Here is a 26,196-nt window from a genome sequence, read left to right as displayed (position 1 = left end):
CCGTCTTCCAGGTCGAATACACGCCGCCCACGAGGAAGCCGCCCAGGGCGAGCAACAGGACTCCGACGACTTCCTTGCTCACAGAACGCCCTTCGTGGAAGGAATGCCGCCCGCGCGCGGGTCCGGCTCCGTCGCCGCGCGCAATGCGCGGGCCACCGCCTTGTACTCCGCCTCCGCGATGTGGTGCGGGTCGCGGCCGTGGATCACCCTCACGTGCAGGGCGATCTGCGCGTGGAACGACAGCGAGTCGAACACGTGGCGCGTCAGCACGAACGGGTAATTGCCGCCGATCGTAAACGTGTTGAACTGCTCCGGCTCGCCCACGTGCACGCAGTACGGGCGCCCGGACACGTCGATCGCCGCGTGGGCCAGGGTTTCGTCCATCGGGATCCACGCGTCGCCGAAGCGGCGGACGCCGCTCTTGTCGCCCAGGGCTTGGCGGATCGCCTGCCCCAGCACGATCGCGGTGTCCTCCACCGTGTGGTGCGCGTCGATGTGGATGTCGCCGGTCGCCTCGACCTTGAGGTCCAGGGAGCCGTGGACGCCGAACGCCGTCAGCATGTGGTCGTAGAACGGCACGCCCGTCGAGATGTCCACCTCGCCCGTGCCGTCGAGGTCCAGCTGCACGGAGATCGAGGACTCCTTGGTGGTCCGCTCGATCTTGCCGATGCGGGTCATCGCGAAACTTCCTTACTCGCCTCGAGGAAGGCGTCGTTCTCTTCCGGCGTGCCGATGCTGACGCGCAGGTGTCCTTCGATGCCGGGCTCGCGGATCAGCACGCCCTTGTCCAAATAGGACTGCCAGGCCGCGTGCGGGTCGCTAAACCGTCCGAAGAGGACGAAGTTCGAGTCGCTCGGCACGGGGTCGTAACCCAGCCCCGCCAACGCCTCCACGACGCGGTCGCGTTCCGCCGCCAGCTTGTGCACACTGTCCAAAGTGGCGTCCGCGTGCCGCAGCGCCGCCCGCGCGGCCGCCTGCGTCAAGCGCGAAAGGTGGTACGGCAGCCGCACCAGCTGCAGCGCGTCGACGACCGCCGGCGCCGCGGCCAGGTAGCCCAGCCGCCCGCCCGCGAACGCGAACGCCTTGCTCATCGTGCGCGACACGATCAGTCGCGCCGGGTAGTCGGCCAGCAGCCCGACCGCGCTCGGCTGCGACGAAAACTCCGCGTACGCCTCGTCGACCACCACGATCCCGGTGGCCGCGTCCAAGACGCTGCGCAGCTCGTCGAGCGGGATCGAGCCGCCCGTCGGGTTGTTCGGGCTGGTGACGAACACGATGTCCGGCCGCCGTTCCGAGATGACCGACGCCGCCGCCTCGGTGTCGAGCGTGAAGTCGGCGCGGCGCGGCGCCGGGAGCCACTCGGTGCGCGTGCCCGACGCGATGATCGGGTGCATCGAGTACGACGGCTCGAAGCCGAGCGCGCTGCGCCCGGGACCGCCGAAGGCCTGCAGGATCTGCTGCAGCACCTCGTTGGACCCGTTGGCGGCCCAGACGTTCTCCTCGGTCAGCACGACCCGCGTCGACACGCTCAGGTAGTCGGCCAGGTCGTGGCGCAGATCGAGGGCGTCGCGGTCCGGGTAGCGGTGCAGCTCAGCAGCCTCGAGACGGACCGCCTCGGCGACGTCCGCCACCAGCGAAGGCGGCGGCGGGTACGGGTTCTCGTTGGTGTTGAGCCGGACCGGGACGTCCAGCTGCGGCGCCCCGTACGGCGACTTGCCGCGCAGATCCTCGCGCAGCGGCAGCTGATCCAGGGTGACCTCTTCGCCGATCGTCATCAGACCGAACCTCCGAACCGCGCCGTGACGGCCTCGCCGTGCGCGGGCAGGTCCTCGGCGTTGGCCAGCGCGACGACGCGGCCGGCGACCTCGCGCAGCGCGTCCTCGGAGTAGTCCACGACGTGGATGCCCTTGAGGAAGCTCTGCACGGACAGGCCCGAGGAGTGGCGGGCGAACCCGCCGGTGGGCAGGACGTGGTTGGACCCGGCGCAGTAGTCGCCGAGCGACACCGGGGCGTACGCGCCGACGAAGATCGCGCCCGCGTTGCGGACCCGGGCGGCGACCGCGCGCGCGTCCGCCGTCTGGATCTCCAGGTGCTCGGCGGCGTACGCGTCGACGACGCGCAGGCCGTCGTCCACTGTGGACACCAGGATGACGCCGGACTGCTTGCCGCCCAGCGCTTCGGCGACGCGCTCGGAGTGCTTCGTCGCCGCGACGCGGTTCACCAGGTCCTTGTCGACAGCGTCGGCCAGCTCGGCCGACGTCGTCACCAGGACGCTCGCCGCCAGGGGGTCGTGCTCGGCCTGGCTGACCAGGTCTGCGGCGACGTGCACCGGGTCGGCCGTCTCGTCGGCGAGGATCGCGATCTCGGTGGGGCCGGCCTCGGCGTCGATGCCGATCAGGCCGCGCAGGAGCCGCTTGGCCGCGGTGAGGTAGATGTTGCCCGGCCCGGTGACGACGTCGACCGGGGCGAGCTCGGCGCCGTCGGTGTCCGTGCCGCCGTACGCGAGGAGCGCGACGGCCTGCGCGCCGCCGGCCGCCCACACCTCGTCGACGCCGAGGAGCTCGGCCGCGGCGAGGATGGTCGGGTGCGGCAGGCCGTCGAACGCGGCCTGCGGCGGCGAGCAGACGACCAGGGAGCCGACGCCGGCGATCTGCGCCGGGACGACGTTCATCACCACGGTCGAGGGGTACACGGCCAGCCCGCCCGGGGCGTACAGGCCGACGCGCTCGACCGGCACCCACTTCTCGGTGACCGTGCCGCCGTCGACGACGGTGGTCGTGACGTCGGTGCGGCGCTGCTCGGCGTGCACCTTGCGGGCGCGGGCGATCGACTCCTCCAGCGCGGCGCGCACCTGCGGGTCGAGCTGGGCCAGGGCCTCGGTGAGCTTCGCCCGCGGCACCCGCACCGACGCGGGGCGGACCTTGTCGAACTTCTCGGTGTACTCGAGGACCGCTTCGACACCGCGGTCACGGACCGCCTCGACCACCGGCCGCACGTGATGCAGCGCCGCGTCCACGTCGTATTCGGCACGCGGCAGCGTGGCGCGCAGTTCGGCGGCGGTCGGGACCTGCCCGCGCAGGTCGGTGCGGTTCAACATGCCCCCAGGGTACGAGGTCACGCCGAGCGGGTTTTCAGCGATACTCCCCGGTGACGGCAGATCCCAGCATGCAGGAGGCAGCGGTGGCGCGAATCGCGTTGTGCCAGGTCAACTCGGGTGACGACCCGGAGGCGAACCTGAAGCTGATTCGCTCCGGGGCGGAGGCCGCGGTGGCGGACGGCGCGCGGATCGTCGTGTTCCCCGAGGCGACCATGGCGCGCTTCGGCCGTCCCTTGGACGCGGTCGCCGAGCCGCTGGACGGGCCGTGGGCGTCGGCGGTCGCGGCGGTCGCGGCCGAGCACGACGTGGTGATCGTCGCCGGGATGTTCACCCCGGCGGACGGGCGGGTGCGCAACACCCTGCTGGTCACCGGCGGCGGGCACCACCGCGGCTACGACAAGATCCACCTCTACGACGCGTTCGGCTTCGCGGAATCGGACACGGTGGCGCCGGGCACGACCCCGGTGACGTTCGAGCTGGACGGCGTCGTGTTCGGCGTCGCGACGTGTTACGACGTGCGCTTCCCGGAGCTGTTCCGGGCGCTGGCCGACGACGGTGCCGACGTCGTGCTGCTGCCGGCGTCCTGGGGCGCCGGAGAGGGCAAGCGCGAGCAGTGGGAGGTCCTGGTGCGGGCCCGCGCGCTCGACTCGGGCTGCTGGGTGCTGGCGTGCGGCCAGGCCGACCCGGCGGCGACGGGCCTCACGGTGAACCCGAAGGCGCCGACGGGCATCGGGTACTCCCTGGCCGCGGACGGCTTCGGCCGGGTGCACGCCGCCGCCGGCGCGGGCCCGGAGACGCTCCTGGTGGACGTCGCCCCGGCGGTGTCGGCCAAAGCCCGCACGGCAACGGGAGCCCTGGCCAACCGGCGTCTCTGAAGCCGGAACTCGCGTGATCCGAGCCGGATCTCGCGTGATCGAAGCCGTAACTCGCGAGTTACGGCTTCAATCACGCGAGTTACGGCTAGCGGAGCAGGCCTTCGCGGATCGCGACCCGGACGAAGCCCGCGCGGCGGCGCTCGCCCGTCTTGTCGCGGATCCGGTCGAGGTACGACCGGACCGTGCGGACGCTGATGTTGAGGATCTCCGCCACGTCGACGTCGCGCTCCCCCGCCGCCACCAGCCGGAGCACCTGCTTCTCGCGCTCCGACAGCACGATCTTCGGGCCCGCGTGCCGCTCTTCGCTGTCCTGGATGATCATCCCGGCCAGCGTCGGCGACACGTACGCGTTGTCGTCGGCGATCGTGCGGATCGCGCGCAGGAGCTCGTCGCCGTCGACGTCCTTCGACAGGAAGCCCTTCGCGCCGGCCTGCATCGCCCCGAGCACCTCCGGCTGTTCCGCGTGCGCGGACACCACCAGCACCTTGTGCCCCATCTGGCCGACTTCCAGGACCGCGGCCGCGTCCTGGACGCCCCGGAGCTTCAGGTCGAGGACCACGACGCTGCCCGCCGGCTGGTCCTGGACCGCGAACCGGGCCACCGAGTCGGCGACCGCGCCGAGCTCGATGTCCGGGGCCTCGGTGAGCACGCGGGTCAGCGCGTACCGGTAGAGCGGGTGGTCCTCGATGACCCCGACGTGGATCCGCCGGGGTGCCTTGGCCGCCTGGTCGTCGTCGCTCATTTGCGGCCGCCGCGCCGCGGGCCGGAGCCGCCGATCAGGCCGCGCCGGATGGCTTCCTTGACCAGGCCCGGCCGGCGGCGTTCGCCGGTCTTGTCGCGGATGCGGTCCAGGTAGCCCCGCACGGTCCGGACGCCGATGCCGAGGATCAGCGCGATGTCGACGTCGCGCTCCCCCGCCGCCACCAGCCGCAGCACCTGTTCCTCGCGCGGCGACAGCTCGACGTCGGCCGAGACCGCCGGCCGGTCCGCGTTGTCCTTCATGATCATCCCGGCGACCACCGCGGAGACGTACGCGCCGCCGCCGGCCACCGTCTTGATCGCGATCAGGAGCTCGTCCGCGTCGACGTCCTTGGAGAGGAAGCCGCGCGCCCCCGCGGCGATCGCCCCCAGCACGACTTCGGGCTCCGCCTGCGCGGAGACCACGAGCACGTGGTGCCCGAGTTCGCAGACCTCCAGGACCGCCGCCGCCCCGGCGACGCCGGGCAGGCCCAGGTCCAGCAGCACCACGCTGCCCGGTGGCTGCCGGTGGACGTGGAATCTCGCCACCGAGTCGACCACCGCCCCGAGCTCGATGAATTCGGCTTCGGCCAGCACCCGCTCCACCGAAACGCGGTACAGCGGGTGGTCTTCGATGACCGCGACCCGGACGCGGCCGGAGTCCAGGTCGTCTTCTGCCGAGCGCTCTTGTGTCATGTGCACGACTTTCACCCCGTTCCACCCGACGGGGCCGGCCGCCCGGCCGTGGCCGGGTCCAGCGCGGGGCCCATCGGCACCAATGCCAGCAAACTACCTGTGACCGGTGACTTCGCCACGCTTCCGTAGCCGAGCGAGGCCAATGCCTGCGCGTTCACCACCGGGTACTTCCGGCCCGTATCGGTCACCAGGTACGTGGTGGCCGAGCCGGATTCGACGACGACGGCTCCCCCCGACGGAGGTACCCACACCTCGTCCGCCACCCGTGCTTCGGTCCTCGTGGCGACCTGGATTGCTTTGGCGCCAGGGGAAAGCGGGAATTCGGCCGAAACGAGCAACCGGTTGCCCTGGATGCACAACGCGATCGAGTTGCCGGTGATCGGCGCCTTGCCCGGGATGCGGTCGGGGAACGCCGCGGGGTCGGCACCGCCGGCTCGGGGCGCGGCGACCTTCGGCGCGGCGGCGACGTCGGCCGCACGGACGTCGACCGGCGCCGGCGTGCCCGGGTAGGCGGCCGCGTTGGCCGCCGTCGTCACCAGGAGGCTCGCCTCGGTCTGCCCGACCGGCTCGAGCCCGTCGCGGCGGACCAGGTAGTACGACGACGCCGTGCCGGGCGCGGCCAGCGCGTCCACCACGGCCAGGACCTCGCCGACGCGGGTGTCGCGGCCGCCCACGTCAGGTCCCCGGTCCCCGGCGCCGTCGACCGGCAGCGCGGTCAGGTCGCGCCCGGCCGGGACGGTGTCGATCCACCGCGCGGACACCGCGATCGTCGGGTAGCTGTCGAACTGCAGCGCGGTCGCGGCCTCGTCGGAGAGCTTGTAGCGGCGGCCGCCGGCGAGCAGGAACCGGTCGCCCCAGGGCAGCCGCACGATCACGCCCTGGTCGCGCGGCAGCTCAACCCCGGACGCGGGCGCGGAGAGCAGGACGGCGGTGCGTGGCTCGGCCGACGCGGGCGCGTCCTGGGTGGTGCGGCTGCAGGTCGTCCACGGCGTCGTGACGAGCGCGCCGGTGGCGGGCACCGAGTCGGGCGCGCCCGGGATGCCGATCGGGGTGCCGCGGCCGGCCTTGCCGAGGTTCTCCGGCGAGACGGACACCGTCGCGTCGCCGGTGCCGCCGGCCAGCAGCCGCGCGGAGGCGTAGTTGAGGACCGGGTGCAGGACGCCGTCGGCACCGAGCACGAACCGGGCGCCGGTGCCCTCCTCGACGATCACCTTGCCGCCGGCCAGCCAGTCCTTACCCCCGGAGGGGTTGAGCAGGCCGATGATCCCGAAGACGGCGGTGACGAGCAGCGCGGCCACGAGCCCCAGCACGGTGCCGAGCACGAGCCGGCGGCTCGGCGAGACGGGGTGGTTGGCGTCGGCCGCGACGAGCGCGGAAACGAGCCTGCGCCGGAGGAACTGGTACGCCTGGATCTGGTCCCGCTGCGTCCACACGCGCTGTGCCCCCGGCTGTGTGTGTCTTCCTCCCGAGTGCCCGATGCTAAAGCCGCGCCCGCGGGGGCGGCGAGGGTAATTTTTACGCCCACGCGGTATCCGGGTAAGCAGTAGCGTCGCAGACCCGGGGAAAGGGGAGCCCGTGTCCGTCGAAACCGCCGGCGCCGTGCGCCCGGCACCGCCGCGGCCCGCGTCCACGCCGCTGCCCTGGCTGCTGCCGATCCGGCCGCTGCAGGCCGCGCTGTGGGAGATCGCGGGGATCGCGGTCCTGCTCGCGTGGATGGTCGACACGGTCTCGCAGCCGGTGCGGATCGGGGTGAGCGTGGCGACCGGGCTGGTGGTGCTGCTGACGTCCGTGCGCTTCGCCGGACGGCACCTGGCGGGCTGGGCCCTGACCTGGACGGCGTTCCGGCTGCGGCGCCACGACACGCGCCGCGACAGCCCCGACCCGCTGCTGAGCGTGGCCGGGTCGGTGAAGGTGCGCCAGCACGTCGACCGCGCGGGCAACCGCTTCGGCGTCGCCGAGGTCGACGGCGGGTGGAGCGCGCTGGTCCGGCTGACGCAGGGTCCGGGAGCGCCTGGGCCGCTGGTGGAGGCGTTGCGCTCGGCCTACCGGCGGACCGACGTCCCCCTCGCGTCGGCGCAGCTGCTGACGTGGGCGATTCCCCGCGGGGATCAGGTGCTGCGGGTCCGCTGGCTGGCGGTCCGCTACCGGCCGGACCTCGCCCCGATCGCGGCGCTGGCCCGCGGTGGCGGCGACCTCGGGGCGTTGCGGAGCACGGCGTCGGCGGCGTTGAGCTTGATGGGCGCGCTGGCCGAGGCCGGGTACCAGAGCACGGTGCTGGAAGCCGGCGAGCTGGCGAAGGAGCTCCGGGTCGCGTTGGGCGTCCAGGGGCCCGCTTCCGCTCCGCCGGACCGCTGGAAGTCGTGGACGTGGGGTGACGCGGCGCAGAAGTGCTTCCGGCCGCGGTCGTCGCGAACGGTGGATTTCGCGGTGCCGGGAGCGGCTTTCACGGCGACTTCGTACACGCTGACGCGGGGTGCGAGTGGGCGGGAGAAGGCCGAAGTGACGGTGCGGGTGGGGGCTCGGCCGGGTGCTGCGGTGCCATCCCCGGGAGCGGCGGTCCCGCTGCACGGCCGGCACGGCGCCGCGGTGCGGCAGACCCTCCCGCTGGCGCTGGATTCCTGAAGTGGGGGGGGGGGCGCCCCCCCCGCGGGGGGGGGTGGCTTCATTGTTGGGCCTTTCCCCCCCCTTGCGGGGCGTCCCCGGCCTTTTGGGGGCCCAACACGGCACTAGGACGAAGGTCAGCCGCGGACGGCTTCGTACACCCCCGCGATCATGCCGACGAACGGCACCAGCGAAAGCAGCACCAAGAACTCCGAAACGTCCAAAAGCCTTGACCAGTAAGGCGAACGCAGCCCACGCGCGACCCGCGTCGCATAAGCCACGCACACCGCCGCGGACAGCACGACCGCGCAGCCCGCCGCGAAGACCACCGTCCGGTTGCCCGACGCCACCAGCCACACCCCGGCGCACACCAGCGCCAGCACGCCGAAGCCGATCAGCACCAGGCGCTGGACGCGGCCCGCGTACGAGCGGGACCGCAGGATCCACGCCAAGCCGAGCAGTCCAGCCAGCCCCGCGTCCCACGGCCCGCCCGCGGACAGCACCACCGACGACGCCAGCACCACCAGGCCCAGGCCCACCAGCAACCCGGTCAGCACCGCCTGCGCCCGGGACGTCCGGCCGATCATCTCCGTGCCCAGCGACGGCTGCTCGTCCGCGCGGAACGCCTCCATGTCGTCCGGCACCCGGGGCAGCGGCAGCCGGGCCAGGCGCAGCGCCAGCATCGGGGCCACCGCCGCCAGTGCCGTGCACAGCACCGCGGCCACCGCCGCGGCCGACACCGGCTTGACGCCCGCCAGCAGCACCACGCCCGTCGTGATCGCGCCGAAGCCCGCCGCGCTCGTGATCGCCACGAACCACGGCAGCCGGTCCGCCACCGAAACCGCCGCCAGGACGCCGTACACCGTCACCGCCGCCAGCCCCGCCGCCAGCGGTCCCGCCGACAACGAGAACAGCGGATGCGGCGGCAGGATCGACATCCCCGCCAGCAACGCGACGCCGACGCCGGCCACCGCGCCGGCCGCGCCGGCCTCTGCGTCGCCGTACGCGCGGCTCAGCGCGCCGCCGCCGAGGAGCAGCACCAGGGCCAGGAGCCCGGTCCCGATCGGCGCCAGGACACTGCCGGACGCCGCCGCCTGCACCAGCAGCCCGCCGGCCAGCAGCAGCACCACCGCGGCCACCAGCCCGGACCGCCGCGCGACCGACGGCCCCCACCCACCGGAGGAATCGGCGACGCTGGCGATCGAGTCGACGACGTCGTCGAACAGCAACGGACCCCGCGGGCGTTCCCGCGGGGTCAGGTGGAGCACTTCGCCGTCCCGGATCTGGGCGGCCGCGACGCTCAGGCCCAAGGCCAGTGGCGCGCCGCCGAGCCGGGACAGCACCCAGCCCGGATGCTCGGCCGACGCCTGCCCGGACGCTCCGGCCAGCCGCACCAGCTGCGGCACCAGCTCGGCGAACGTCGACTGCTGCGGCAGCGCGACGTCCACCCGGGCCCTCGGTGTCACCACCGTGACCCGCCGCGTCGTGCCCGTGAGAGCAGCGGTGGTCATCAGACGTTCTTCGCGGCCGAGATCACCGGAGCGAACTTCGCGTTCGAGGCCTCGGCGAGCTTCGAGAGCCCCGCGTTCACCGCCTCGAGGACGATCTCCGAGAGGTTGCGGGCGTCGTACTCGCGGATCGCGCGGGGGTCGATGTCGATGGAGGTGAAGCGCCCGTCGCCGCGGAGGGTGACGGTGACCTCGTTCTGCCGCGAGTGCGCCTTGACCTCCATCGCCTCGACCGTGCGCTGGATCCGCTGGACCTCTTCGGTCTGCTTGCGCACCTGTGCGAGCAGCTCGTCCATGTCCGGCACCGCGTACGGATCGGTCACTGTTGCATCCCTTCGTGCTGGCGGACGCGGACACTGCCCACGAACCGCTGGAAACCGGGTGAGAGCCGTCGCGCGGTCGCGGGCGCGGCCGTGCAGACGAGCTCGAGCACCAGCCGGTCCGCCGGCACGGAGCCGGGAACCGTCAGGTGCACCTGGGTCTGGATCAGCTCTTCGCCTTCGCCGGTGTGCAGGCGAAGCAGCTGCATGACGCCGGGCGCGGCCGGGGCGCCGACGTCGCGGCGGCTCAGCACTTCGAGCCCGGCCAGCGTCAGCGAAAGGCGCTCGACGGCTTCGGCGGCGATGGCGTCGATCGATGCTTCGTCGGGCCGCTGCTGGACGCTGACCGTGATGTTCGGGACGAACTCGCCCGGCGAAGCGTCGTGCACGGCGACGAACACCGCGCCCGAGTCGCCCGGGTCGACGGCCGTCCAGCCGTCCGGGATGACGAAGTCCAGGGGAAGGGTCATCACAGCCCCACGTACGAAACGGCGTCGTCCCAAGCGGATCCGACGGCATTGGCGGCATCGTTCGCCGCGGTCCCGACGTAGTCGGCCGCCGCGCCGCCGTACTCGCCGATGGTGTGGCCGAGCTTCGGCAGGTCGATGTCGATCTTCGCGCCGATCCCGGCACCGAGGCCGAGCGCGGCGCCCGCCTTGAAGTTGACCTTGATGTGCCCCGCGTCGTAGACGGCCTGGGCGTCGAGCTGCGCGCCGATGCCGTACTGCAGCGTGCCGTTCGCGCCGACGCCGACACCCGCGACGTCCGCGGCGACCTCGCCCTCGATCTTGCCGCCGGCGAAGACGTTCGCGTGCGCGCCCACGCCGTGCGCACCGATCGTGCCGGACGCGCTCGCCTCGCCGCCGGCGAACACCGTGCCCTTGGCGTGCGCCGAAGAGACGCCCCAGTCGCCCTTGAGCTCGCCCTCTTCCTTCACCGCGGCCAGCTCGGTGTGCCCGGACGCGCCGACGTCCCCGCCCTTCGACGTGATCTTGCCGTCGTACTCCGGGGTGAGCCCGTCCTGCTCGTGCTTGAACTTGTAGTAGGTGATCTCGGTGTTGTTGCCCAGCTTGTCCTTGACGCTCTCGGGCTTCGGCTGCCCGAACGGCGTGTCCGCCTTCTTCGGCGCGCGGGTGCCCTCCAGGCCGTCCCAGGTGAGCTTCTTCCAGCCCGAGTTCTTGAACCACGACGGCGCGTCCCGCGGCCGCTTGCGCCCGTCGAGCGGGCTGCCGTTGAGCCAGCCCAGCGGGCCCGCGGTCTTCTTGCCCAGCTTGTACTCCAGCCGCTGGGTGCCCTCGGGCGGGAACAGCTCGGCGAGCGCGTCGGAGTACTCGTCGACGACCTGGCGGGCGGCCTGGACGCTCTGCTCCCCCAGCTGCCGCGCGGCCTGGATGAACGCGCCGACCGAGCCGGAGTTCACCGCGCGCGCCTGCGCGGTCAGCTGCTGGGCGTACTGGTCGAACTGCGCGATGACCGAGTCGACCGCGGCCTTCGCCGACTGCACCAGCTGCGCCGCCGTCGAAAGCCGTTTCGCCTGGTCGTCGAGCTTCGTGGCGGCGTCCGTCAGCTCCTCGCCCAGCTTCCCGGCCGCGGTCGCGAACGCGGTGTAGGCGTCGCCGTCCCAGTCCGCGTGCAGGGTCTTGGCGGAGTCGTCGATCTCCTTCGCCTTGCCCGAGACCGTCGAAGCCTGGGTGGCGACGCGCTGCGACGCGGCGCTGAGCGCACCGGGGTCACCGGTGACCCGTCTCTGGCATTCGACCAGGACCTGCCGGTAGCCGGACAGCACGGAGCTGACCACCCCCGACGCGTCGACGACCCCCGAGCCCCACACGGGTCAGTTCCCGGCCGCGTCGTAGCCGACGTGCTGGCTGAAGTGCTTGCCGTTGTAGTCCAGGTCGATGTCGAGGTCGAAGTCCTGCCCGCCCGGAGCCTCCACAGTGGACTCACCGGTGGTGAGGTTGGTGTGGATGGTGACCTCGTTCGCGCCGCCGATCGCGCCCGCGCCGCCGGTGACCGGGGCGGGCTGGGTGACCGGCGCCGGCTGCGTCGGCACGGTGGCGCCGTTCTGCTGCCCCGGGTTCACGGCGATCCAGCTGTTCGACGGGTCGAGCGGGGTGCCGTTGCCGGTCACCGGCGTCGTCGCGCCGCCGCTGGAACCGCCGCCGGTGGCGAGCGCGGGCGGGGTGTAGTCGGTGAACGAAGGCTGCTGCGGGATCCCCCCGCCGCTCCCGCCCGCCACCGCCTGCTGCCCGGCCGGGCTTGCCACCGACGGCGGGGCCTGGGGCGCCGTCACCGGGGTGTTCCCGATCGACGGCGTCGTCGCGCCCGAGCTGCCGGAGTCGTGGTGGAAGAGCTTCTCGATCGCGCCGATGACCTGCGCGAGCTGCGTGACCTGCTGGGCGAGGTCACCCGCGCCGAGCGCCTTGAGCAGCGCGCCGATCGCGGTGATGAACGCCCGCAGCGACGCGCTGGTCGCGGTCGACAAAGCGACCGCCGCGCCGTAGGTCCACGGGTTCGACATCAGCGAGGCGACCGTCGGGTTCACCGCGGCCACCACCGAGCGGTAGGCCTGCTGCGCCGTCTTGATCAGCGTGCCGGACACGCCGAGCAGCTCGGCGCCCTTCTGCACGACGTTGATGATCGTCTCGAGCTGCTTGAGGGAGTCGCCGATCTTCTTCAGCGCCGACTCGCTCGCCGCGCCCGACCAGATCTTGCCGAGCTGGTCGGCGGCCTTGGTGAGCTCGGTGTACATGCTCAGGAACTGCTCGGCCTTCTTGACCAGGTCGACCACGTGCTGCGCGATCTGCTCCGGCTGGCCGGTGACGATCTGCGGCAGGATGGTGATCGGCCCGCCCGAGGACGCGGTCGCGTCCATGGCGCTGGAGTTCGGGAAAGTCAGCATCGGACCTCACAAAGGTTCTGTAGTGCCAGACAGGACGATCAGACGACGGAGGCGGGCCGGTAGACGCTGACCTTCGCCAGCCCGCCGATGCGGGCGTCGAGGAGCCCGTGGTTGTAGAGGCGGCCGCCGTCGCCGGCGACGCCGATGACCGGCTGGCGGTCGGAGAACAGCAGCGGCTCGACGACCACGACGTCGCCGCTGTGCACGCCGCCGGGAACGTCGGAGAAGGTCCGCGCGGTGCCCGCGTAGACCTCGATGAGCCCGATGCGCGCCTGGTTGTCGGCGTCACCGGCCAGCCAGTCGTTGAAGTCGGCGACGCCGTGGAAGCGGGTGTCGGTGATCGGGTGGTCCCCGAGCCGGCCGAGCTGCGCGTCCCCCAGGTAGCGCAGCACGTTCCCGACCGACGACGGCTCGCCGTGGGCGCCCGCGCTGTCGTTGATCGCCAGGGTGGCGAGCTCCGAAGCGTGCGAGCTCCCCCAGATCGACGACGTGGGCGTCGTGGACCCGTCGTGCCCGCCGCCGTAGCCGGCGGCCGCGGCCCGGTCCGCCGCCTGGTAGGCGTCGGCACTGGCCTTGACCAGCCCGTTGACCTGCTGCAGCAGCTGCAGCAGCGTGCGGACGGCGGTGACCTGGGTGGAGTGCAGGGCGGCGTTCGCGGCGGCGACCGCGCTGCCGAAACCCGCGAACGACATCGGCTGCACGACGAGCCGTTCGAGGTCGGCAACGGCGTTGATGCCGTGGGCGATGATCCCTCCGACGTTGCCGACGGACGAGCGCATCGCCTCGGGCTCAGCCCGGTACTCGCCGGCCATGGCTCTCCTTCCGCGGGTGGCTGCTCGGCAGAGCGTAAGTTCGGCCCCGGAAGCGGGCGGACGGCAAAAGTACCCACCGCGACGGGTCGGCAAGTGGCCAAAATACCGGTCAGAGCCACCTCGATCCGCTGGAGCATTACCTCATGAGCCTCTCGCCCGAGCGCCCGACCGAGATCGTGCTGCAGTCGCCGCCGATGCTCCCGAAGAGCTCGTCCGGCGGGATGATGCAGCTGATGATGTTCCTGCCGATGATGCTCGGCATGGGCGCGATGTCGTTCGTCTACATCGGACGCGACGGCGGCGTGATGACCTACGTCTTCGGCGCGCTGTTCATCTGTGCCATGGGCGGCATGGTGGTGATGTCGCTGGGCCGCGGCGGCATGGCGAAGAAGGCGCAGATCAACGACGAGCGCCGCGACTACCAGCGGTATCTCTCCGGGTTGCGGACCCAGGTCCGGGACATCGCCGACGGCCAGCGCGCCGCGATGGTCGCCGTCCAGCCCGACCCCGCCGACCTCTGGGCCTACGTCGAGAGCGGGAAGCTGTGGGACCGGCGGCGCACCGACGGCCAGTTCGCGCAGGTGCGCGCGGGCACCGGGCCGCAGCGGCTGGCGACGCCGCTGAAGGCGCCGCAGACGGTGCCCCTGGAGGACCTGGACCCGGTGTGCTCCACCAGCCTCAAGTACTTCATCCGCACCTACTCGACGGTGGACGGCCTGCCGGTGGCGCTGTCGCTGCGCTCGTTCGCCGCGGTCACCGTGGCCGGGCGGCGGCCGGACGTGCTCGGCCTGGTGCGGTCGCTGCTGTGCCAGCTCGTCACCTTCCACTCCCCCGGGGACCTGCGGGTCGCGCTGTGCGTGCCGGCGGACCGGCAGCACGACTGGGAATGGGCGAAGTGGCTGCCGCACGCGACCGCGGCCGGCGCGGCCGACGCCGTCGGCTCCCGGCGCCTGGCCGCCGACTCCGCGGCCGGGCTGGCCGAGCTGCTCGGCGCGGACCTCGGCGACCGGCCCGCGTTCAGCCGCCGCGCCGCGGCCGAGCTCGACCTGCCGCACCTGGTGGTCCTCGTCGACGGCGGCAACGCCCACGGCGAGACCCGGCTGATCGGCGAGGACGGCCGGCTCGGCGTCACGGTGATCGAGATCGGGCAGGAACACCCGCGGACGTACTCGACCGAGCGGCTGCTGAGCCTGCACACCACCCCCGACTCCCTGGGCATGGTCGTCGGCGACGCCACCGAGCAGCGGCTCGGGTTCCTCGGCCGCCCGGACATCCTGGACCGCGGCGCCGCGGAGGCGCTGGCCCGGATGCTGACGCCGTTGCACACCCCGGCCGCCGTCGTCGGCGACAAGCCGATGTCGGCAACCTTCGGGCTGTCCGGGCTGCTCGGCATCGGCGACCCGCGCGACACCGACACCACCGTGACGTGGGCACCGCGCGCGGCGCGCGACCGGCTGCGGATCCCGCTGGGCGTCAACCCCGAGGGCCGTCCGGTGGACTTGGACCTCAAGGAGTCGGCCGAGGGCGGGATGGGCCCGCACGGCCTGGTCATCGGCGCGACCGGGTCCGGCAAGAGCGAGCTGCTGCGGACGCTGGTGACGGCGCTGGCGGTGATGCACTCGTCGGAGACGCTGAACCTGGCGCTGATCGACTTCAAGGGCGGCGCGACCTTCGCCGGGATGACCGACCTGCCGCACACCTGCGCCGTCATCACGAACCTGTCCGACGACCTCGCGCTGGTCGACCGCATGGCCGACGCGCTCAACGGCGAGCTGCTGCGGCGCCAGGAACTGCTGCACGCGGCCGGGAACTACGCGTCGGTGCGCGACTACGAGAAGGCACGCGCGGACGGCGTGGCGCTCGACCCGCTGCCCTCGCTGCTGGTGATCATCGACGAGTTCAGCGAGCTGCTGTCCGCCCGGCCGGAGTTCATCGACCTGTTCGTCGCGATCGGCCGGCTCGGGCGCTCGCTGGGCATCCACCTCCTGCTGGCGTCGCAGCGGCTCGAAGAAGGCCGGCTGCGCGGGCTCGATTCGCACCTGTCGTACCGGATCGGCCTGCGGACGTTCTCGGCGTCGGAAAGCCGGACCGTGCTGGGCGTCGCCGACGCCTACCACCTGCCGCCGGTGCCGGGGTCGGCCTACCTCAAGTCCGACACCGAAACGCTGATCCGGCTCAAGGCCGCGTACGTGTCCGGGGAGCTGCCGCCGCGCAGCACGGTCGTGCGCGAAGACGGGCAGGAGCTCGGCGTGCTGCCATTTTCCCTGGCCCCGGTGGAGATCCCGGTGACCACCGAGATCGAAGACGCGCCGGTCGCCGACGGCACCGGCGAGACGATCATCCACGCGATGCTGTCGCGGCTGGAGGGCCGCGGGCCGGCCGCGCACCAGATCTGGCTGCCGCCGCTGAACGAACCGCCGACGCTGGAGCAGCTCCTGCCGCCGCTGGGCGAGGACGCCGCGCGCGGCCTGTCCCCGCTCGGCTGGGGTGGCAACGGGAAGCTGACGATCCCGGTGGCGCTGGTGGACAAGCCGTTCGAGCAGCGCCGCGACATGCTGTGGGCCGACTTCTCCGGCGCGGGCGGGCACGCGCTGATCGTCGGTGCCCCGCAGAGCGGCAAGTCGACGCTGATGAAGGACATCGCGGGCATGCTCGCGCTGACCCACACCCCCGCCGAGGTGCAGCTGTTCGTGCTGGACATGGGTGGTGGCGCGCTGGCCCCGATCGCCGGGCTGCCGCACACGTCCGGCTACGCCACCCGCCGCGACGCGCAGCGCTGCCGCCGGGTCGTCGCCGAGCTGACGACGCTGCTGGAACAGCGCGAGGAGTACTTCTCCGCCCACGGGATCGAGTCGATCACGACGTTCCGCCAGCGGCGGGCGGAGTTCACCGAGAGCACCGACGGGCGCGAGTTCGGCGACGTGTTCCTGTTCGTGGACAACTGGACCACGATCCGGCAGGAGTACGAGCAGCTGGAGGAGCAGATCACCGGGCTGGCCGCGCGCGGGCTCGGGTTCGGCATCCACGTGGTCGTCTCGCTCAACCAGTGGATCGGCGTCCGCGCCCAGCTGCGCGACGCGATCGGCACGCGCTTCGAGCTGCGCCTGGGTGACCCGATGGACTCGTCCATCGACCGGAAGGTCGCGGTGAACGTCCCCGCCGACCGGCCGGGGCGCGGCATCACGGCGGAGAAGCTGCACTTCCTCGCGGCGCTCCCCCGCATCGACGGCGACCAGCGCCCGGAGACGATCGGCGCGGGCGGCGTCGACCTCGTGCGCCGGATTTCGGAGGCCTGGAAGGGACCGCGCGCACCGCAGGTCCGGCTGCTGCCGCCGGAGGTGCCGCTGGACACGCTGCCCGCGGCCCCGGGCAAGCAGGTCACGCTGGGCATCGCGGAGTCGACGTTGCGCCCGGTGTGCCTGGACTTCTCGGCGGACCCGCACTTCGTGGCGTTCGGCGACGTCGAGTCCGGCAAGTCTTCGCTGCTGCGTGCGATCGCTCAGGGCATCACGTCGGCGTACACGCCGGACGAGGCGGCGATCATCGTCGCGGACTACCGCCGCGGTTTGCTGGGGGCGGTGCCGGAGGCGCACCTGCTCGGCTACGCGGGCGCCGAGGGCAAGCTGACGGAGCTGATCACCGAGTGCGCGACGGCGATGCGCAACCGGCTGCCGGGCCCGTCGGTGACCCCGGAGCAGCTGCGCAACCGCTCGTGGTGGCGCGGGCCGGAGCTGTTCGTGCTGGTGGACGACTACGAGCTGGTGGCGACGGTCGGGCGCAACCCGTTGCAGCCGTTGCTGGAGTTCTTGCCGCAGGCGCGTGACATCGGCCTGCACGTGATCATCGTCCGGGGTTCGGGCGGGGCCGGGCGGGCGTTGTTCGAGCCGGTGCTGCAGCGGCTGCGTGAGCTGGGCTCGCCGGGGTTGATCATGTCGGGAACGAAGGACGAAGGGGCGCTGCTGGCGGACGTGAAGCCGTCGCCGCAGCCGCCGGGCCGGGGGACGCTGGTGTCGCGCCGGCACGGGACGGGGCTGGTCCAGGTGGCGTGGACCAAACCGGCGGAGTCCTGACCGGGCGTGCTCACCGTCGGCGACTTACCGACTTCGGTAGGTTCCGGGAATCCTTCACGGCTCTTAGTTTGAGCTGGTCATCCCGTTCGGGACGAATTTCCGGATCACCCGGCCGAAGGGCATTTTCATGCGAATGTCGAGGGCTGTTTCCGTGGTGGGTGCCGCCGCCGCGGCGCTGAGCCTGGTCTCCGCAGGGGTTGCGGACGCCCAGCAGGACATCATCGGCGGGAGCACCGTCTCCTCCGCGCCGTGGGGCGCCCAGATCTACTGGAACAACGTGACGACCTACGGCGGGTTCGAGTGCTCGGGGACGATCATCGCCCCGCAGTGGGTGCTCACCGCGCAGCACTGCCTGAACTCGCCGGGCATGCACGTCAAGGTCGGCAACGTGACGCTGCAGCAGGGCACGAACGCGAACGTCGACCAGCAGAAGGCGTCGCCCGACGGCGACATCGCGCTGCTGCACCTGACGACGGCCGTGAACACCACCTACATGAAGCTCGGCACCGGGAACCCGCCGACCGGGTCGACCAACCAGATCTACGGCTGGGGCCGGACGCAGGGCACCAGCCCGCCCTCGAGCACCCTCAAGACCGCCAACGTCCGCGTGACGGGCACCGGCACGGACGCGTTCGGCGGCCGGGCGATCGCCAGCGTCGGCGTCAACGGCTCGGCCTGGCACGGCGACTCGGGCGGCCCGGAGACCTACAACGGCGTCCAGGTCGGGGTGTGCTCCACCGGCAGCAACTCCGGTTCGAACCCGCAGGGCACGCAGAACTACGCGAGCATCGCGTCGAGCCGCACCTGGATCCAGCAGACCGCCGGCGTCTGAGGCGGACGCGGGGGGGGGGGCGGCCCCCCGCCCGCCCCGCCCCCCGCGGGGTGGGCCGGGACACCCCGGCCCACTACAGACCCCCCCCGCCGGCGGCCCGCCCCACCCCCCCCCCCGCCCCCCCCCCCCCCCCCCCCCCCCCCCCCCCCCCACACCCCCCCCCCGCCCCCGGCCGGGGGGGGGGGGCCCCCCCCCGAGCCCCCGCCGGCCCGCCCCCCCGCGGCCGTAGTGACAATCAGGATTCGGGGCGAGAGGCCACCAAGATCACAGATTGATCATATGCCCAGCAAGCCCATGCAAGGCTTCCTTGACAGCCTCACCCAAAGTCGGATGAGCATGAACATTCCGAGAAACCTCGTGAACAGTAAGATCCCACTGCTGAGCCAAAGTAAGCTCCGGAAGCAACTCGGTGACATCCGGCCCGATGAGATGCCCCCCGATCAACTCCCCATACCGAGCATCACTGATCAGCTTGACGAACCCACCAGCATCCCCCAGCCCCTGAGCCTTCCCATTGGCGGTAAAGGGAAACTTGGCCACCCGAACATCAAACCCCTTGGCACGAGCCTGCTCCTCGGTCCACCCGAAGCTGGCGATCTGAGGCTGACAGTAAGTAGCCCGCGGAATCATCGGGAAGTCGAGTTCCATGGTCTCCGCACCGGCAATGGTCTCCGCCGCCACAACCCCCATCGACTCCGAAGCGTGAGCCAGCATCAGCTTCGCCGTCACATCACCAATGGCGAAGATGTGCGGAACATTGGTCCGCCCCCGGCCATCGATAGCGATCGCACCACGCTCGGTCAGAGAGACACCGGTCTTCTCCAGCCCATACCCCTCGACCCGAGGCTGGAACCCGATCGCCTGCAAAACCTTGTCAGCGGAAAGAACCCGCTGCCCATCCTTCTCCGAGGACACAGTCACCTGCACCGAAGAACCGGAGTCATCGATCGACTCGACCCGAGTAGAAGTCAGCACCTTGATCCCGAGCTTCCGATAACGCCGGAAGAGCTCAGCCGAAACCTCGGCATCCTCCAGCGGCACCATCCGGTCGAGGAACTCGACGATCGTGACATCGACACCGTAGTTGTGCAGCACGTAAGCGAACTCGACCCCGATAGCCCCGGCACCGGCGATGATGATGCTCGACGGAAGCTCACTCGAGAGAATCTGCTCTTCATACGTCACGACACGCGAACTCCGCGACGTCCCCGGCAGCAACCGGGTGGTCGCCCCGGTCGCGATGATGCAGTGGTCGAACGTCACCTGCGACCCGTTCACCTCGAGGGTGTGGTCGTCGACGAACGTGCCGTGCCCGTCGAACTCGGTGATCTTGTTCTTCTTCATGAGGAAGTGCACGCCCTTGACGCGCCCGTCGGCGACCTTCCGGCTCCGCTCGTAAGCAGCCGAGTAGTCCACGCGGATAGGGCTGTCGGACGAGATGCCGAACGCCTTCGCCTCCTGCGTCACGACGTGCGCCAGTTCGGCGTTGCGCAGCAGCGCCTTCGACGGGATGCACCCGACGTTCAGGCAGACGCCACCCCAGTACTTCTCCTCGACCACCGCGGCGCTCAGCCCGAGCTGCGACGCGCGGATCGCCGCGACGTACCCGCCGACTCCGGCCCCCAGGACGACGACATCAAAGTGTTGTGCACTCATACGCCCGAAACTACCCCTTCGGCCAGGCCAGGGCGGGGTGACGCGGACCTCAGGCGGCGACCGGGCGCCGCTCGCCACGGATCGACTCCAGCAGTGTCGTCACCTCCGCCATGATCCGGGCCGTCGCCTCCTCCAATACCTCGCGGGTGAGCGGCCGGTCACGCAGGTCGGACAGGTCGACCGGCGGTCCGGCCACCAGCTCGACCGTCTTGCGCGGCAGCCCGCGGGGGAACCACGCCGTCGACGGCAGCAGGTGGTGGGTGCCCCAGTTGGCCACCGGGATCACCGGCGCGCCGGTCTCCAGGGCCGCGCGCACGATGCCGGTCTTGCCGCGCATCGGCCAGCCGGCCGGGTCGTTCGAGAACGTGCCTTCGGGGAAGACCGCGACGCACTCGCCGTCCCGCACCGAGGCGACGAGGTCGCGGTAGGCCTCGGCCGCCGTCGCCGCGCCGCGGTACACCGGGATGTGGCGCCCCGAGCGCATCACGCGGCCCAGGACCGGCAGCTTCCACAGCGAGGCCTTCGCAAGGTACCGCGGCACACGGCCGGCGGCCAAGCAGAACGCCGTCAGCGTCGCCGGGTCGGCGAACGACAGGTGGTTCGACGCCACCAGCACGCCCCCGGACTTCGGGATGTGATGCGAGCCGCGCACCCGGAACCGGGTCGTCTGGACGAGGAACTGCCAGACCACCTCGATCGCGAAGCTGTACCAGGCGCCCCGGCCGGCACGGGCGAAGCGCCGGCCGTAAGCGATCATCTGGCGTCGGGTGAGCAGCTCACCTTCGGTTTCCAGGGGGGTCCAGCGGTCCATGATTGTCATTCGTAGCCGACGACCGGCCGGATCGGCTCCCGCTCGCGCCGAACGCGGCGCAGATCACACGCGCTCGAGCACGACCACGGGGATGTGGCGGTCGACCTTCTTCGTGTACTCGTTGTAGTCCGGCCAGACGGCGGCGAGCTTGTCCCACAGCTTCGCCCGCTCCTCGCCCTCGACCGTGCGGGCTCGGGCCTGGAACCGGTCGGCCTTGATCTGCACGCCGACCTCGGGGTTCGCGACGAGGTTGAGGTACCACGCGGGGTGCTTGGGCGCGCCGCCGGCGGACGCCACGACCACCGGGTTGCCGTCGGCCTCCTGGTAGATCAGGGCGAGCTTGCGCTCCTGGCCGGTCTTGCGGCCCTTCGTGGTCAGCAACAGCGTCGGGACGCCTTCCTGCCACTCGTGGCCGACCTCGCCGTCGGTCTCCTCGTAGCGGCGGATGTGCTCGTCACCGAACAGCATGCGTGCATCCTTTCGCGGTCGGTCGAAAGTGGCGTACTCACCACTGGAGGATTCTCCTTGTTACCAGGCCACGCACCGGCGCCGATCTTCCCGTGTGCTACCCCCGTGCTTTTCACTCGAACGGGTCAGGTCCCCCGGCCAGCGGCTTCTCCCGGCCCACCCCCTTCCCAGTAGATTGCACCGACCGAGCACGCGGAGACACCCGAGACCGACCCCTGGAGGAGCCAGCCATGAAGGCCCGGCCGCACGTGACACTGGAAGACGTGGCACGCAGCGCGAACGTCTCGCTCGCGACGGCGTCGCGGGTGCTCAACGGCACCGCGTCCGTCCGCGCCGACCTGCGGGAGCGGGTTTCCGCCGCCGCGGCCGAGCTGGCCTACGCCCCGAACGCGCACGCCCAGGCGCTCGCCGGGGGCACCCACCGCACGGTCGGCGTGATCTGCCACGACGTCAGCGACCCGTACTTCGCCGCGATCGCCGGCGGGGTGATGCGGGTGGCGACCGACAACGGGCTGCTCGTGATGCTGGCCGGCACCTTCCGCGACCCCGACCGCGAGGTCGCCTACGTCTCGACGCTGCGCGCGCAGCGGGCCGCGGCGATCCTGCTGATCGGCTCGGCGTTCGAGGACCGGGCGTGGGAACGCGCGATGGCGGCCGAGCTGGAGCCCTACCGCCGCGGCGGCGGGCAGGTCGCGGCGGTCAGCCGTCACCGCGGGCTCAAGATCGACACCGTGCAGCCGGACAACAAGGGTGGCGCCGCCGCGCTGGCGAAGGCGCTGGTCGGGCTCGGGCACAAGCGCTTCGCGGTGCTGGCCGGGCCGCGGCAGCTGAGCACGGTCGTCGACCGGCTGGCGGGGTTCTCCGACGGTCTCGCCGAGCACGGCATCAGCCTGCACGAAGACGACATCGTCGAGGCCGCCTTCACCCGCGACGGCGGCTACGACGCGACGAAGCGGCTGCTCGCGGGCCGCAAGCGCAAGCTGCCGACCTGCGTCTTCGCCGTCACCGACGTGATGGCCATCGGCGCGCTGACGGCGTTGCGCGAGGAGGGCCTGTCCGTGCCCGGGGACATTTCGGTCGCCGGGTTCGACGACATCCCGGTGGTCCGCGACCTCGCCCCGGCGCTCACCACGGTCCGGCTGCCGCTCGAGGAGCTCGGCGAGCGGGCGATGGACCTGGCGATCAAGGGCGCCGGGGGGACGCGGCCGCGGACCGTCCGGCTCTCCGGCGAGGTCGTCCTTCGGGAGAGCACCGCGCGCCCCAAGCGCTGACGGCACCACCCCGAACTGCCATGAGGGGCACCTTCATGGCTTTTACGGCCATGAGGGTGCCCCTCATGGCTCCCCACTCGGTCGGGCCTTGTCGCACCTCGGCACAGGTCCTACCGTGGAGGCGAGAAAGCGCTTTCTGACTCCCGGAGGTCTTCCGATGCTCCTGCTCCCGGTCCCCGGCGGCGGGCTCATGAACTGGTCACCATCCGGCCCGCCGCTGCCCGAGCCGCCGAGTGAGCCGCCGTCGTCCCGGATCGCCTACGGCGCCGTGCACGTCGTCGCGGACGCGCTCGCCGACGAGCCCGGCGCCGTCGATTGGGACACCACGCTGGCCTTCCGCGAGCACCTGTGGGCGTGCGGGCTCGGCGTCGCCGAGGCGATGGACACCGCGCAACGCGGCATGGGCCTCGACTGGGCCACCACGAAAGAGCTGGTCACCCGCACCGGCGCGATCGCCGCCGGCCGCCGGTGGTGCGCCGGCGTCGGCACCGACCAGCTGCCGGCCGGGCCGGCCACCCCGGCGTCCATTGTGGACGCCTGGCGCGAGCAGCTGGACCTGGTCGGCGGCGCGGGCGCGGTCCCCGTCGTCATGGCGAGCCGGGCGCTGGCCGCCGCCGCGAACGGCCCGGACGACTACCACGCGGCCTACGGGAAACTGTTGTCCGAGGCGGGCGGCCCGGTCCTGCTGCACTGGCTGGGCGAGCAGTTCGACCCCGCGCTGGCCGGCTACTGGGGACACCAGGACGTCCGCGACGCGGCCCGCGAACTGGCGGCCCTCTGCGCCGAGCACGCGGGCACCATCGCCGGGGTGAAGGTTTCGGTGCTGGACGCCGACGTCGAGACCGAGTTCCGCCGCGCGCTGCCCGAGGGCGTCGCCTGCTACACCGGCGACGACTTCCACTACCCGCAGCTCATCGCCGGCGACGACCAGGGCCACAGCGAAGCCCTGCTGGGCATCTTCGACCCGATCGCGCCGGTCGCCGCCGCCGCGCTGGCTCGTCTCGACGACGGCGACCGTGCCGGGTTCCACGCCCTGCTCGACCCGACTGTGCCGCTGGCGCGCGAGATCTTCCGCGCCCCGACCCGGCACTACAAGACCGGCGTCGTCTTCCTCGCCCACTTGAACGGCCATCAAGAGCACTTCCGGATGCTCGCCGGGAGCGAGTCCGCGCGCACGATCACCCACCTCGCGACACTGCTGCGGCTGGCCGACGCGGCCGGCGTGCTCGCCGACCCCGAGCTCGCCGTCGCCCGGATGCGGCCCCTGCTGCAGGTCGCGGGGGTGGCGTGATGGACCCGCGGTTCAGCCTCAACCAGATCACCACCAAGGCCTGGTCGCTGCCCGAAGCGGTGGCCGGGTGCGCCGCGGCCGGCGTCGGCTGGATCGGGCTGTGGCGCGACAAGGTCGCGGAAACCGGTGTCGACGAAGCCGCGCGCCTGCTCAAGGAGCACGGCGTCCGGGTTTCGTCGTTGTGCCGCGGTGGGTTCTTCACCGGCGTGACGCCGGAAGGGTCCCCTGTGGACGGTGTCGCGCAGACGCGGGAGGCGATCGACGAAGCCGCCGCGCTGGGCGCCGATGTCCTCGTGCTCGTCGTGGGCGGGATCGCGGGCAACGACCTCGCCGCGTCCCGGCAGCGGGTCGCGGACGCCGTGGGCGAGCTCGCGCCGTACGCCGGGGAACGCGGGGTCCGGCTCGGTCTCGAGCCGCTGCACCCGATGCAGTGCGCGGAGCGGTCCGTGCTGTCCACTGTGGATCAAGCACTGGCGATCGCCGCGGCGCACCCGCCGGAGCAGGTCGGGGTGATCGTCGACGAGTTCCACGTCTGGTGGGACCCGCGGATCGAGGAGTCGATCGCCGCGGCCGCCGGCCGGATCGCCGGGTTCCACGTGTGCGACGTCCTCGTGCCGCTGCCCGACCCGCTGCTCGGCCGCGCGCTGCCGGGCGACGGCCCGATCGAGCACCGCCGGCTGCGGGCCTGCGTCGAGGCCGCGGGCTACACCGGCCCGATCGAGGTCGAGGTGTTCAACGCCGCGCTGTGGGCCCGGCCGGGGGCGGAGGTGCTCGCCGAGACCGTCGCGGCGTTCGAGCGCCACGTCGCCTGAGGCCGCCGCCGGTAGGCTGGGTCCATCAGGCGTACGGGGGGTCGCTCGATGGCGGAAGACGACGGAGCGGTGCGGAGCGTGCTGCGCGCGTTCGACCTGCTCGCCCTGTTCACCGAACGCCGCCGGACGTGGGCGGTCAAGGACCTCACCGCCGCGAGCGGCCTCGCGAAGACGACCGTGCTGCGGCTGGTCGCCACCTGCGAGCAGCGGGGCCTGCTGTGGACGCGCCCCGACGGGCGGGTCACCGTCGGGCCGGGGATGCTGCGCTGGGCCCAGCTGGCGAACACCGCGTGGCAGCTGCCCGAGCCGGTCCGCCAGGTCCTGCGCGAGGTCGCCCAGGAATACGGCGAAACGGTCAATTTGTACGTCCGCAGCACGGAAGCACTCGTCTGCGTGGCCCAGCAGGAGGGCTCGCGGACCATCCGGCACGTCGGCCGCGTCGGCGACGAGCTGCCGCCCGGGTGCGGGGCCGCCGGGCGGGTGCTGGCCGGCGCCGAGGGCCCCGCGGTCAGCCACGGCGAGCCGGAACCGGGCGCGTCCAGCGTCGCCGCGCCGGTGTTCGACGCGGATGGGCGGCTGCTGGCCGCGCTGGCCGTCACCGGCCCGACCACGCGCTTCACGGCGGAGGCGGTGGCGACGCTCGGCGGGGGTGTGACGGAGGCCGCACGCCGGATTTCGCGGATCGGTTTCGGTGGGCGGCCGGACTAGAACGTAGGCTCCGGGCATGCCGAACCTGCTGGTGGTGGAAGACGACGCCGCGATCGGCAGCGTGCTCGAATCGACCCTGCGACTGCACGGCTACCAGGTGTGCTGGCGCCGCGACGGCCGCACCGCCCTGCAGGCCGCCGCGGCCGGCGACTTCGACCTCGTGCTGCTCGACCTCGGTCTCCCCGACCTGGACGGCGTCGAGGTCTGCCGTCGCCTGCGGGCGGCGCTGCCCGCGTCGGTGCTGGTCATCCTCACCGCCCGGCAGGAGGAGATGGACGTCGTCGTCGGCCTCGACGCCGGCGCCGACGACTACCTCACCAAGCCGATCCGGCTGGGCGAGCTGCTGGCCCGGGTGCGCGCGCACCTGCGCCGCGGCGCGCCGGCCGGGGCCCGGCCGCCGGTGACGATCGGCGAGCTGACCGTCGACATCGCCGGCCGCCGCGCCACGCTGGGCGGGCGTGAGGTCGTGCTGCGGGCCAAGGAGTTCGACCTGCTGGCGCGGCTGGCCGAGCAGCCCGGGGTCGCCGTCAGCCGCGAGACGCTGATGTCCGAGGTCTGGGACGCGCACTGGTACGGCTCGACGAAGACCCTGGACGTGCACATCGCGGCGGTGCGCCGCAAGCTCGCGTCGGCGGCCGGGCCCGGCGCCGAAGTGCCCCGGATCGCCACCCTGCGCGGTCACGGGTACCGGCTGGAGGACCCCTCCCGGTCACTCGCCGAAGGCTGAC

The 26,196-nt window shown here is 72.3% G+C and carries 24 protein-coding genes; 9 read left to right on the top strand and 15 right to left on the bottom strand.

What is annotated here, in order from left to right; translation table 11 throughout:
- Positions 1-78: 78 nt before the first annotated feature.
- The 3 genes from hisB to hisD are packed head-to-tail and all read right to left on the bottom strand — an operon-like array spanning position 79 to position 3,097.
- A complete protein-coding gene (gene hisB, locus QQ657_RS05670; RefSeq protein ID WP_284740992.1) occupies positions 79-678 on the bottom strand; it encodes an imidazoleglycerol-phosphate dehydratase HisB in 600 nt (199 codons plus the stop codon).
- Positions 675-1,775, bottom strand: a complete 1,101-nt coding sequence (locus QQ657_RS05665; protein WP_284740991.1) for a histidinol-phosphate transaminase — start codon at positions 1,773-1,775, stop codon at positions 675-677. The genes hisB and QQ657_RS05665 overlap by 4 nt, the downstream gene beginning before the upstream one ends.
- Positions 1,775-3,097 (bottom strand): histidinol dehydrogenase, encoded by a 1,323-nt coding sequence (gene hisD, locus QQ657_RS05660; protein ID WP_284740990.1) that lies wholly within the window; start codon positions 3,095-3,097, stop codon positions 1,775-1,777. Before hisD ends, QQ657_RS05665 begins: the two co-directional genes overlap by 1 nt.
- Before the next feature lie 83 nt (positions 3,098-3,180).
- On the opposite strand from hisD, the gene QQ657_RS05655 reads away from it, so the two are divergent.
- Positions 3,181-3,972 (top strand): carbon-nitrogen hydrolase family protein, encoded by a 792-nt coding sequence (locus QQ657_RS05655; protein WP_284740989.1) that lies wholly within the window; start codon positions 3,181-3,183, stop codon positions 3,970-3,972.
- An 85-nt stretch (positions 3,973-4,057) separates the two neighbouring features.
- Here the strand turns inward: QQ657_RS05655 and QQ657_RS05650 are convergent, their stop codons facing one another.
- From QQ657_RS05650 to eccB, 3 genes are read right to left on the bottom strand one after another with little or no spacing between them, the layout of a single operon-like run.
- Positions 4,058-4,714 carry a response regulator gene (locus tag QQ657_RS05650; RefSeq protein ID WP_284740988.1) on the bottom strand — a complete coding sequence of 219 codons (657 nt, stop codon included), beginning with the start codon at positions 4,712-4,714 and terminating at the stop codon, positions 4,058-4,060.
- Positions 4,711-5,406, bottom strand: a complete 696-nt coding sequence (locus tag QQ657_RS05645) for a response regulator transcription factor (protein ID WP_284740987.1) — start codon at positions 5,404-5,406, stop codon at positions 4,711-4,713. The genes QQ657_RS05650 and QQ657_RS05645 overlap by 4 nt, the downstream gene beginning before the upstream one ends.
- Before the next feature lie 11 nt (positions 5,407-5,417).
- Positions 5,418-6,839, bottom strand: coding sequence for a type VII secretion protein EccB (eccB, locus tag QQ657_RS05640; RefSeq protein WP_284740986.1), 1,422 nt, complete (start codon positions 6,837-6,839; stop codon positions 5,418-5,420).
- A gap of 142 nt (positions 6,840-6,981) precedes the next feature.
- Between eccB and QQ657_RS05635 the strand changes: the two genes are divergently transcribed.
- Positions 6,982-8,028, top strand: a complete 1,047-nt coding sequence (locus QQ657_RS05635; RefSeq protein WP_284740985.1) for a type VII secretion protein EccE — start codon at positions 6,982-6,984, stop codon at positions 8,026-8,028.
- Between the two features lie 116 nt (positions 8,029-8,144).
- On the opposite strand, the gene eccD is transcribed toward QQ657_RS05635, so the two are convergent.
- Genes eccD through QQ657_RS05605 form a run of 6 tightly spaced genes read right to left on the bottom strand, consistent with a single transcriptional unit; the run spans position 8,145 to position 13,549 of the window.
- Positions 8,145-9,518, bottom strand: coding sequence for a type VII secretion integral membrane protein EccD (eccD, locus tag QQ657_RS05630; protein WP_284740984.1), 1,374 nt, complete (start codon positions 9,516-9,518; stop codon positions 8,145-8,147).
- Entirely contained in the window at positions 9,518-9,838 is a 321-nt protein-coding gene (locus QQ657_RS05625) for a YbaB/EbfC family nucleoid-associated protein (RefSeq protein WP_284740983.1), read from the bottom strand. Before QQ657_RS05625 ends, eccD begins: the two co-directional genes overlap by 1 nt.
- Positions 9,835-10,305 carry a hypothetical protein gene (locus QQ657_RS05620; RefSeq protein ID WP_284740982.1) on the bottom strand — a complete coding sequence of 157 codons (471 nt, stop codon included), beginning with the start codon at positions 10,303-10,305 and terminating at the stop codon, positions 9,835-9,837. Before QQ657_RS05620 ends, QQ657_RS05625 begins: the two co-directional genes overlap by 4 nt.
- Positions 10,305-11,666, bottom strand: a complete 1,362-nt coding sequence (locus QQ657_RS05615; RefSeq protein ID WP_284740981.1) for a WXG100 family type VII secretion target — start codon at positions 11,664-11,666, stop codon at positions 10,305-10,307. The genes QQ657_RS05620 and QQ657_RS05615 overlap by 1 nt, the downstream gene beginning before the upstream one ends.
- Positions 11,667-11,669: 3 nt before the next feature.
- Complete coding sequence (locus QQ657_RS05610; protein WP_284740980.1) at positions 11,670-12,737, bottom strand: WXG100 family type VII secretion target; 1,068 nt, start codon at positions 12,735-12,737, stop codon at positions 11,670-11,672.
- A gap of 38 nt (positions 12,738-12,775) precedes the next feature.
- Entirely contained in the window at positions 12,776-13,549 is a 774-nt protein-coding gene (locus QQ657_RS05605; protein WP_284740979.1) for a WXG100 family type VII secretion target, read from the bottom strand.
- A gap of 143 nt (positions 13,550-13,692) precedes the next feature.
- On the opposite strand from QQ657_RS05605, the gene eccCa reads away from it, so the two are divergent.
- Both eccCa and QQ657_RS05595 read left to right on the top strand, forming a co-directional pair.
- Complete coding sequence (eccCa, locus tag QQ657_RS05600; protein ID WP_284740978.1) at positions 13,693-17,619, top strand: type VII secretion protein EccCa; 3,927 nt, start codon at positions 13,693-13,695, stop codon at positions 17,617-17,619.
- 127 nt (positions 17,620-17,746) lie between these two features.
- Complete coding sequence (locus QQ657_RS05595) at positions 17,747-18,451, top strand: S1 family peptidase (RefSeq protein WP_434056719.1); 705 nt, start codon at positions 17,747-17,749, stop codon at positions 18,449-18,451.
- Between the two features lie 264 nt (positions 18,452-18,715).
- On the opposite strand, the gene lpdA is transcribed toward QQ657_RS05595, so the two are convergent.
- From lpdA to QQ657_RS05580, 3 genes are read right to left on the bottom strand one after another with little or no spacing between them, the layout of a single operon-like run.
- Complete coding sequence (gene lpdA, locus QQ657_RS05590) at positions 18,716-20,107, bottom strand: dihydrolipoyl dehydrogenase (RefSeq protein WP_284740976.1); 1,392 nt, start codon at positions 20,105-20,107, stop codon at positions 18,716-18,718.
- A 49-nt stretch (positions 20,108-20,156) separates the two neighbouring features.
- Entirely contained in the window at positions 20,157-20,921 is a 765-nt protein-coding gene (locus tag QQ657_RS05585; RefSeq protein ID WP_284741278.1) for a lysophospholipid acyltransferase family protein, read from the bottom strand.
- A 60-nt stretch (positions 20,922-20,981) separates the two neighbouring features.
- Entirely contained in the window at positions 20,982-21,386 is a 405-nt protein-coding gene (locus QQ657_RS05580) for a nitroreductase family deazaflavin-dependent oxidoreductase (RefSeq protein ID WP_284740975.1), read from the bottom strand.
- A 230-nt stretch (positions 21,387-21,616) separates the two neighbouring features.
- Between QQ657_RS05580 and QQ657_RS05575 the strand changes: the two genes are divergently transcribed.
- The 5 genes from QQ657_RS05575 (at position 21,617) to QQ657_RS05555 (ending at position 26,195) form a co-directional block, all read left to right on the top strand.
- Complete coding sequence (locus QQ657_RS05575) at positions 21,617-22,657, top strand: LacI family DNA-binding transcriptional regulator (protein WP_284740974.1); 1,041 nt, start codon at positions 21,617-21,619, stop codon at positions 22,655-22,657.
- Positions 22,658-22,814: 157 nt separating this feature from the next.
- Positions 22,815-23,948 (top strand): DUF993 family protein, encoded by a 1,134-nt coding sequence (locus QQ657_RS05570; RefSeq protein ID WP_284740973.1) that lies wholly within the window; start codon positions 22,815-22,817, stop codon positions 23,946-23,948.
- The gene (locus tag QQ657_RS05565) at positions 23,948-24,760 is read left to right on the top strand and encodes a sugar phosphate isomerase/epimerase family protein (protein WP_284740972.1); all 813 of its coding nucleotides are present in this window, start codon (positions 23,948-23,950) and stop codon (positions 24,758-24,760) included. The genes QQ657_RS05570 and QQ657_RS05565 overlap by 1 nt, the downstream gene beginning before the upstream one ends.
- 48 nt (positions 24,761-24,808) lie before the next feature.
- Positions 24,809-25,468 carry an IclR family transcriptional regulator gene (locus tag QQ657_RS05560; RefSeq protein ID WP_284740971.1) on the top strand — a complete coding sequence of 220 codons (660 nt, stop codon included), beginning with the start codon at positions 24,809-24,811 and terminating at the stop codon, positions 25,466-25,468.
- A gap of 16 nt (positions 25,469-25,484) precedes the next feature.
- Complete coding sequence (locus tag QQ657_RS05555) at positions 25,485-26,195, top strand: response regulator transcription factor (RefSeq protein ID WP_284740970.1); 711 nt, start codon at positions 25,485-25,487, stop codon at positions 26,193-26,195.
- Position 26,196: the final 1 nt, after the last annotated feature.

It is taken from the genome of Amycolatopsis ponsaeliensis (assembly GCF_030182635.1).
In the GTDB taxonomy this organism is placed as follows: domain Bacteria; phylum Actinomycetota; class Actinomycetes; order Mycobacteriales; family Pseudonocardiaceae; genus Amycolatopsis; species Amycolatopsis ponsaeliensis.
Note: the sequence above shows the minus strand (reverse complement) of the source record. Positions and strands in the feature narration are given on the sequence as shown.

What these genes read in the sequence shown, in the direction of transcription:
- QQ657_RS05565 (WP_284740972.1), top strand. Translation starts at nt 23,948, where the DNA reads ATGGACCCGCGGTTCAGCCTCAACCAGATCACCACCAAGGCCTGGTCG.
- QQ657_RS05575 (WP_284740974.1), top strand. Translation starts at nt 21,617, where the DNA reads ATGAAGGCCCGGCCGCACGTGACACTGGAAGACGTGGCACGCAGCGCG.
- hisD (WP_284740990.1), bottom strand. Translation starts at nt 3,097, where the DNA reads ATGTTGAACCGCACCGACCTGCGCGGGCAGGTCCCGACCGCCGCCGAA.
- QQ657_RS05555 (WP_284740970.1), top strand. Translation starts at nt 25,485, where the DNA reads ATGCCGAACCTGCTGGTGGTGGAAGACGACGCCGCGATCGGCAGCGTG.
- QQ657_RS05620 (WP_284740982.1), bottom strand. Translation starts at nt 10,305, where the DNA reads ATGACCCTTCCCCTGGACTTCGTCATCCCGGACGGCTGGACGGCCGTC.
- QQ657_RS05580 (WP_284740975.1), bottom strand. Translation starts at nt 21,386, where the DNA reads ATGCTGTTCGGTGACGAGCACATCCGCCGCTACGAGGAGACCGACGGC.
- eccCa (WP_284740978.1), top strand. Translation starts at nt 13,693, where the DNA reads ATGAGCCTCTCGCCCGAGCGCCCGACCGAGATCGTGCTGCAGTCGCCG.
- hisB (WP_284740992.1), bottom strand. Translation starts at nt 678, where the DNA reads ATGACCCGCATCGGCAAGATCGAGCGGACCACCAAGGAGTCCTCGATC.
- QQ657_RS05610 (WP_284740980.1), bottom strand. Translation starts at nt 12,737, where the DNA reads ATGCTGACTTTCCCGAACTCCAGCGCCATGGACGCGACCGCGTCCTCG.
- QQ657_RS05605 (WP_284740979.1), bottom strand. Translation starts at nt 13,549, where the DNA reads ATGGCCGGCGAGTACCGGGCTGAGCCCGAGGCGATGCGCTCGTCCGTC.
- QQ657_RS05645 (WP_284740987.1), bottom strand. Translation starts at nt 5,406, where the DNA reads ATGACACAAGAGCGCTCGGCAGAAGACGACCTGGACTCCGGCCGCGTC.
- QQ657_RS05570 (WP_284740973.1), top strand. Translation starts at nt 22,815, where the DNA reads ATGCTCCTGCTCCCGGTCCCCGGCGGCGGGCTCATGAACTGGTCACCA.
- QQ657_RS05650 (WP_284740988.1), bottom strand. Translation starts at nt 4,714, where the DNA reads ATGAGCGACGACGACCAGGCGGCCAAGGCACCCCGGCGGATCCACGTC.
- QQ657_RS05665 (WP_284740991.1), bottom strand. Translation starts at nt 1,775, where the DNA reads ATGACGATCGGCGAAGAGGTCACCCTGGATCAGCTGCCGCTGCGCGAG.
- QQ657_RS05560 (WP_284740971.1), top strand. Translation starts at nt 24,809, where the DNA reads ATGGCGGAAGACGACGGAGCGGTGCGGAGCGTGCTGCGCGCGTTCGAC.
- lpdA (WP_284740976.1), bottom strand. Translation starts at nt 20,107, where the DNA reads ATGAGTGCACAACACTTTGATGTCGTCGTCCTGGGGGCCGGAGTCGGC.
- QQ657_RS05595 (WP_434056719.1), top strand. Translation starts at nt 17,747, where the DNA reads ATGCGAATGTCGAGGGCTGTTTCCGTGGTGGGTGCCGCCGCCGCGGCG.
- eccD (WP_284740984.1), bottom strand. Translation starts at nt 9,518, where the DNA reads ATGACCACCGCTGCTCTCACGGGCACGACGCGGCGGGTCACGGTGGTG.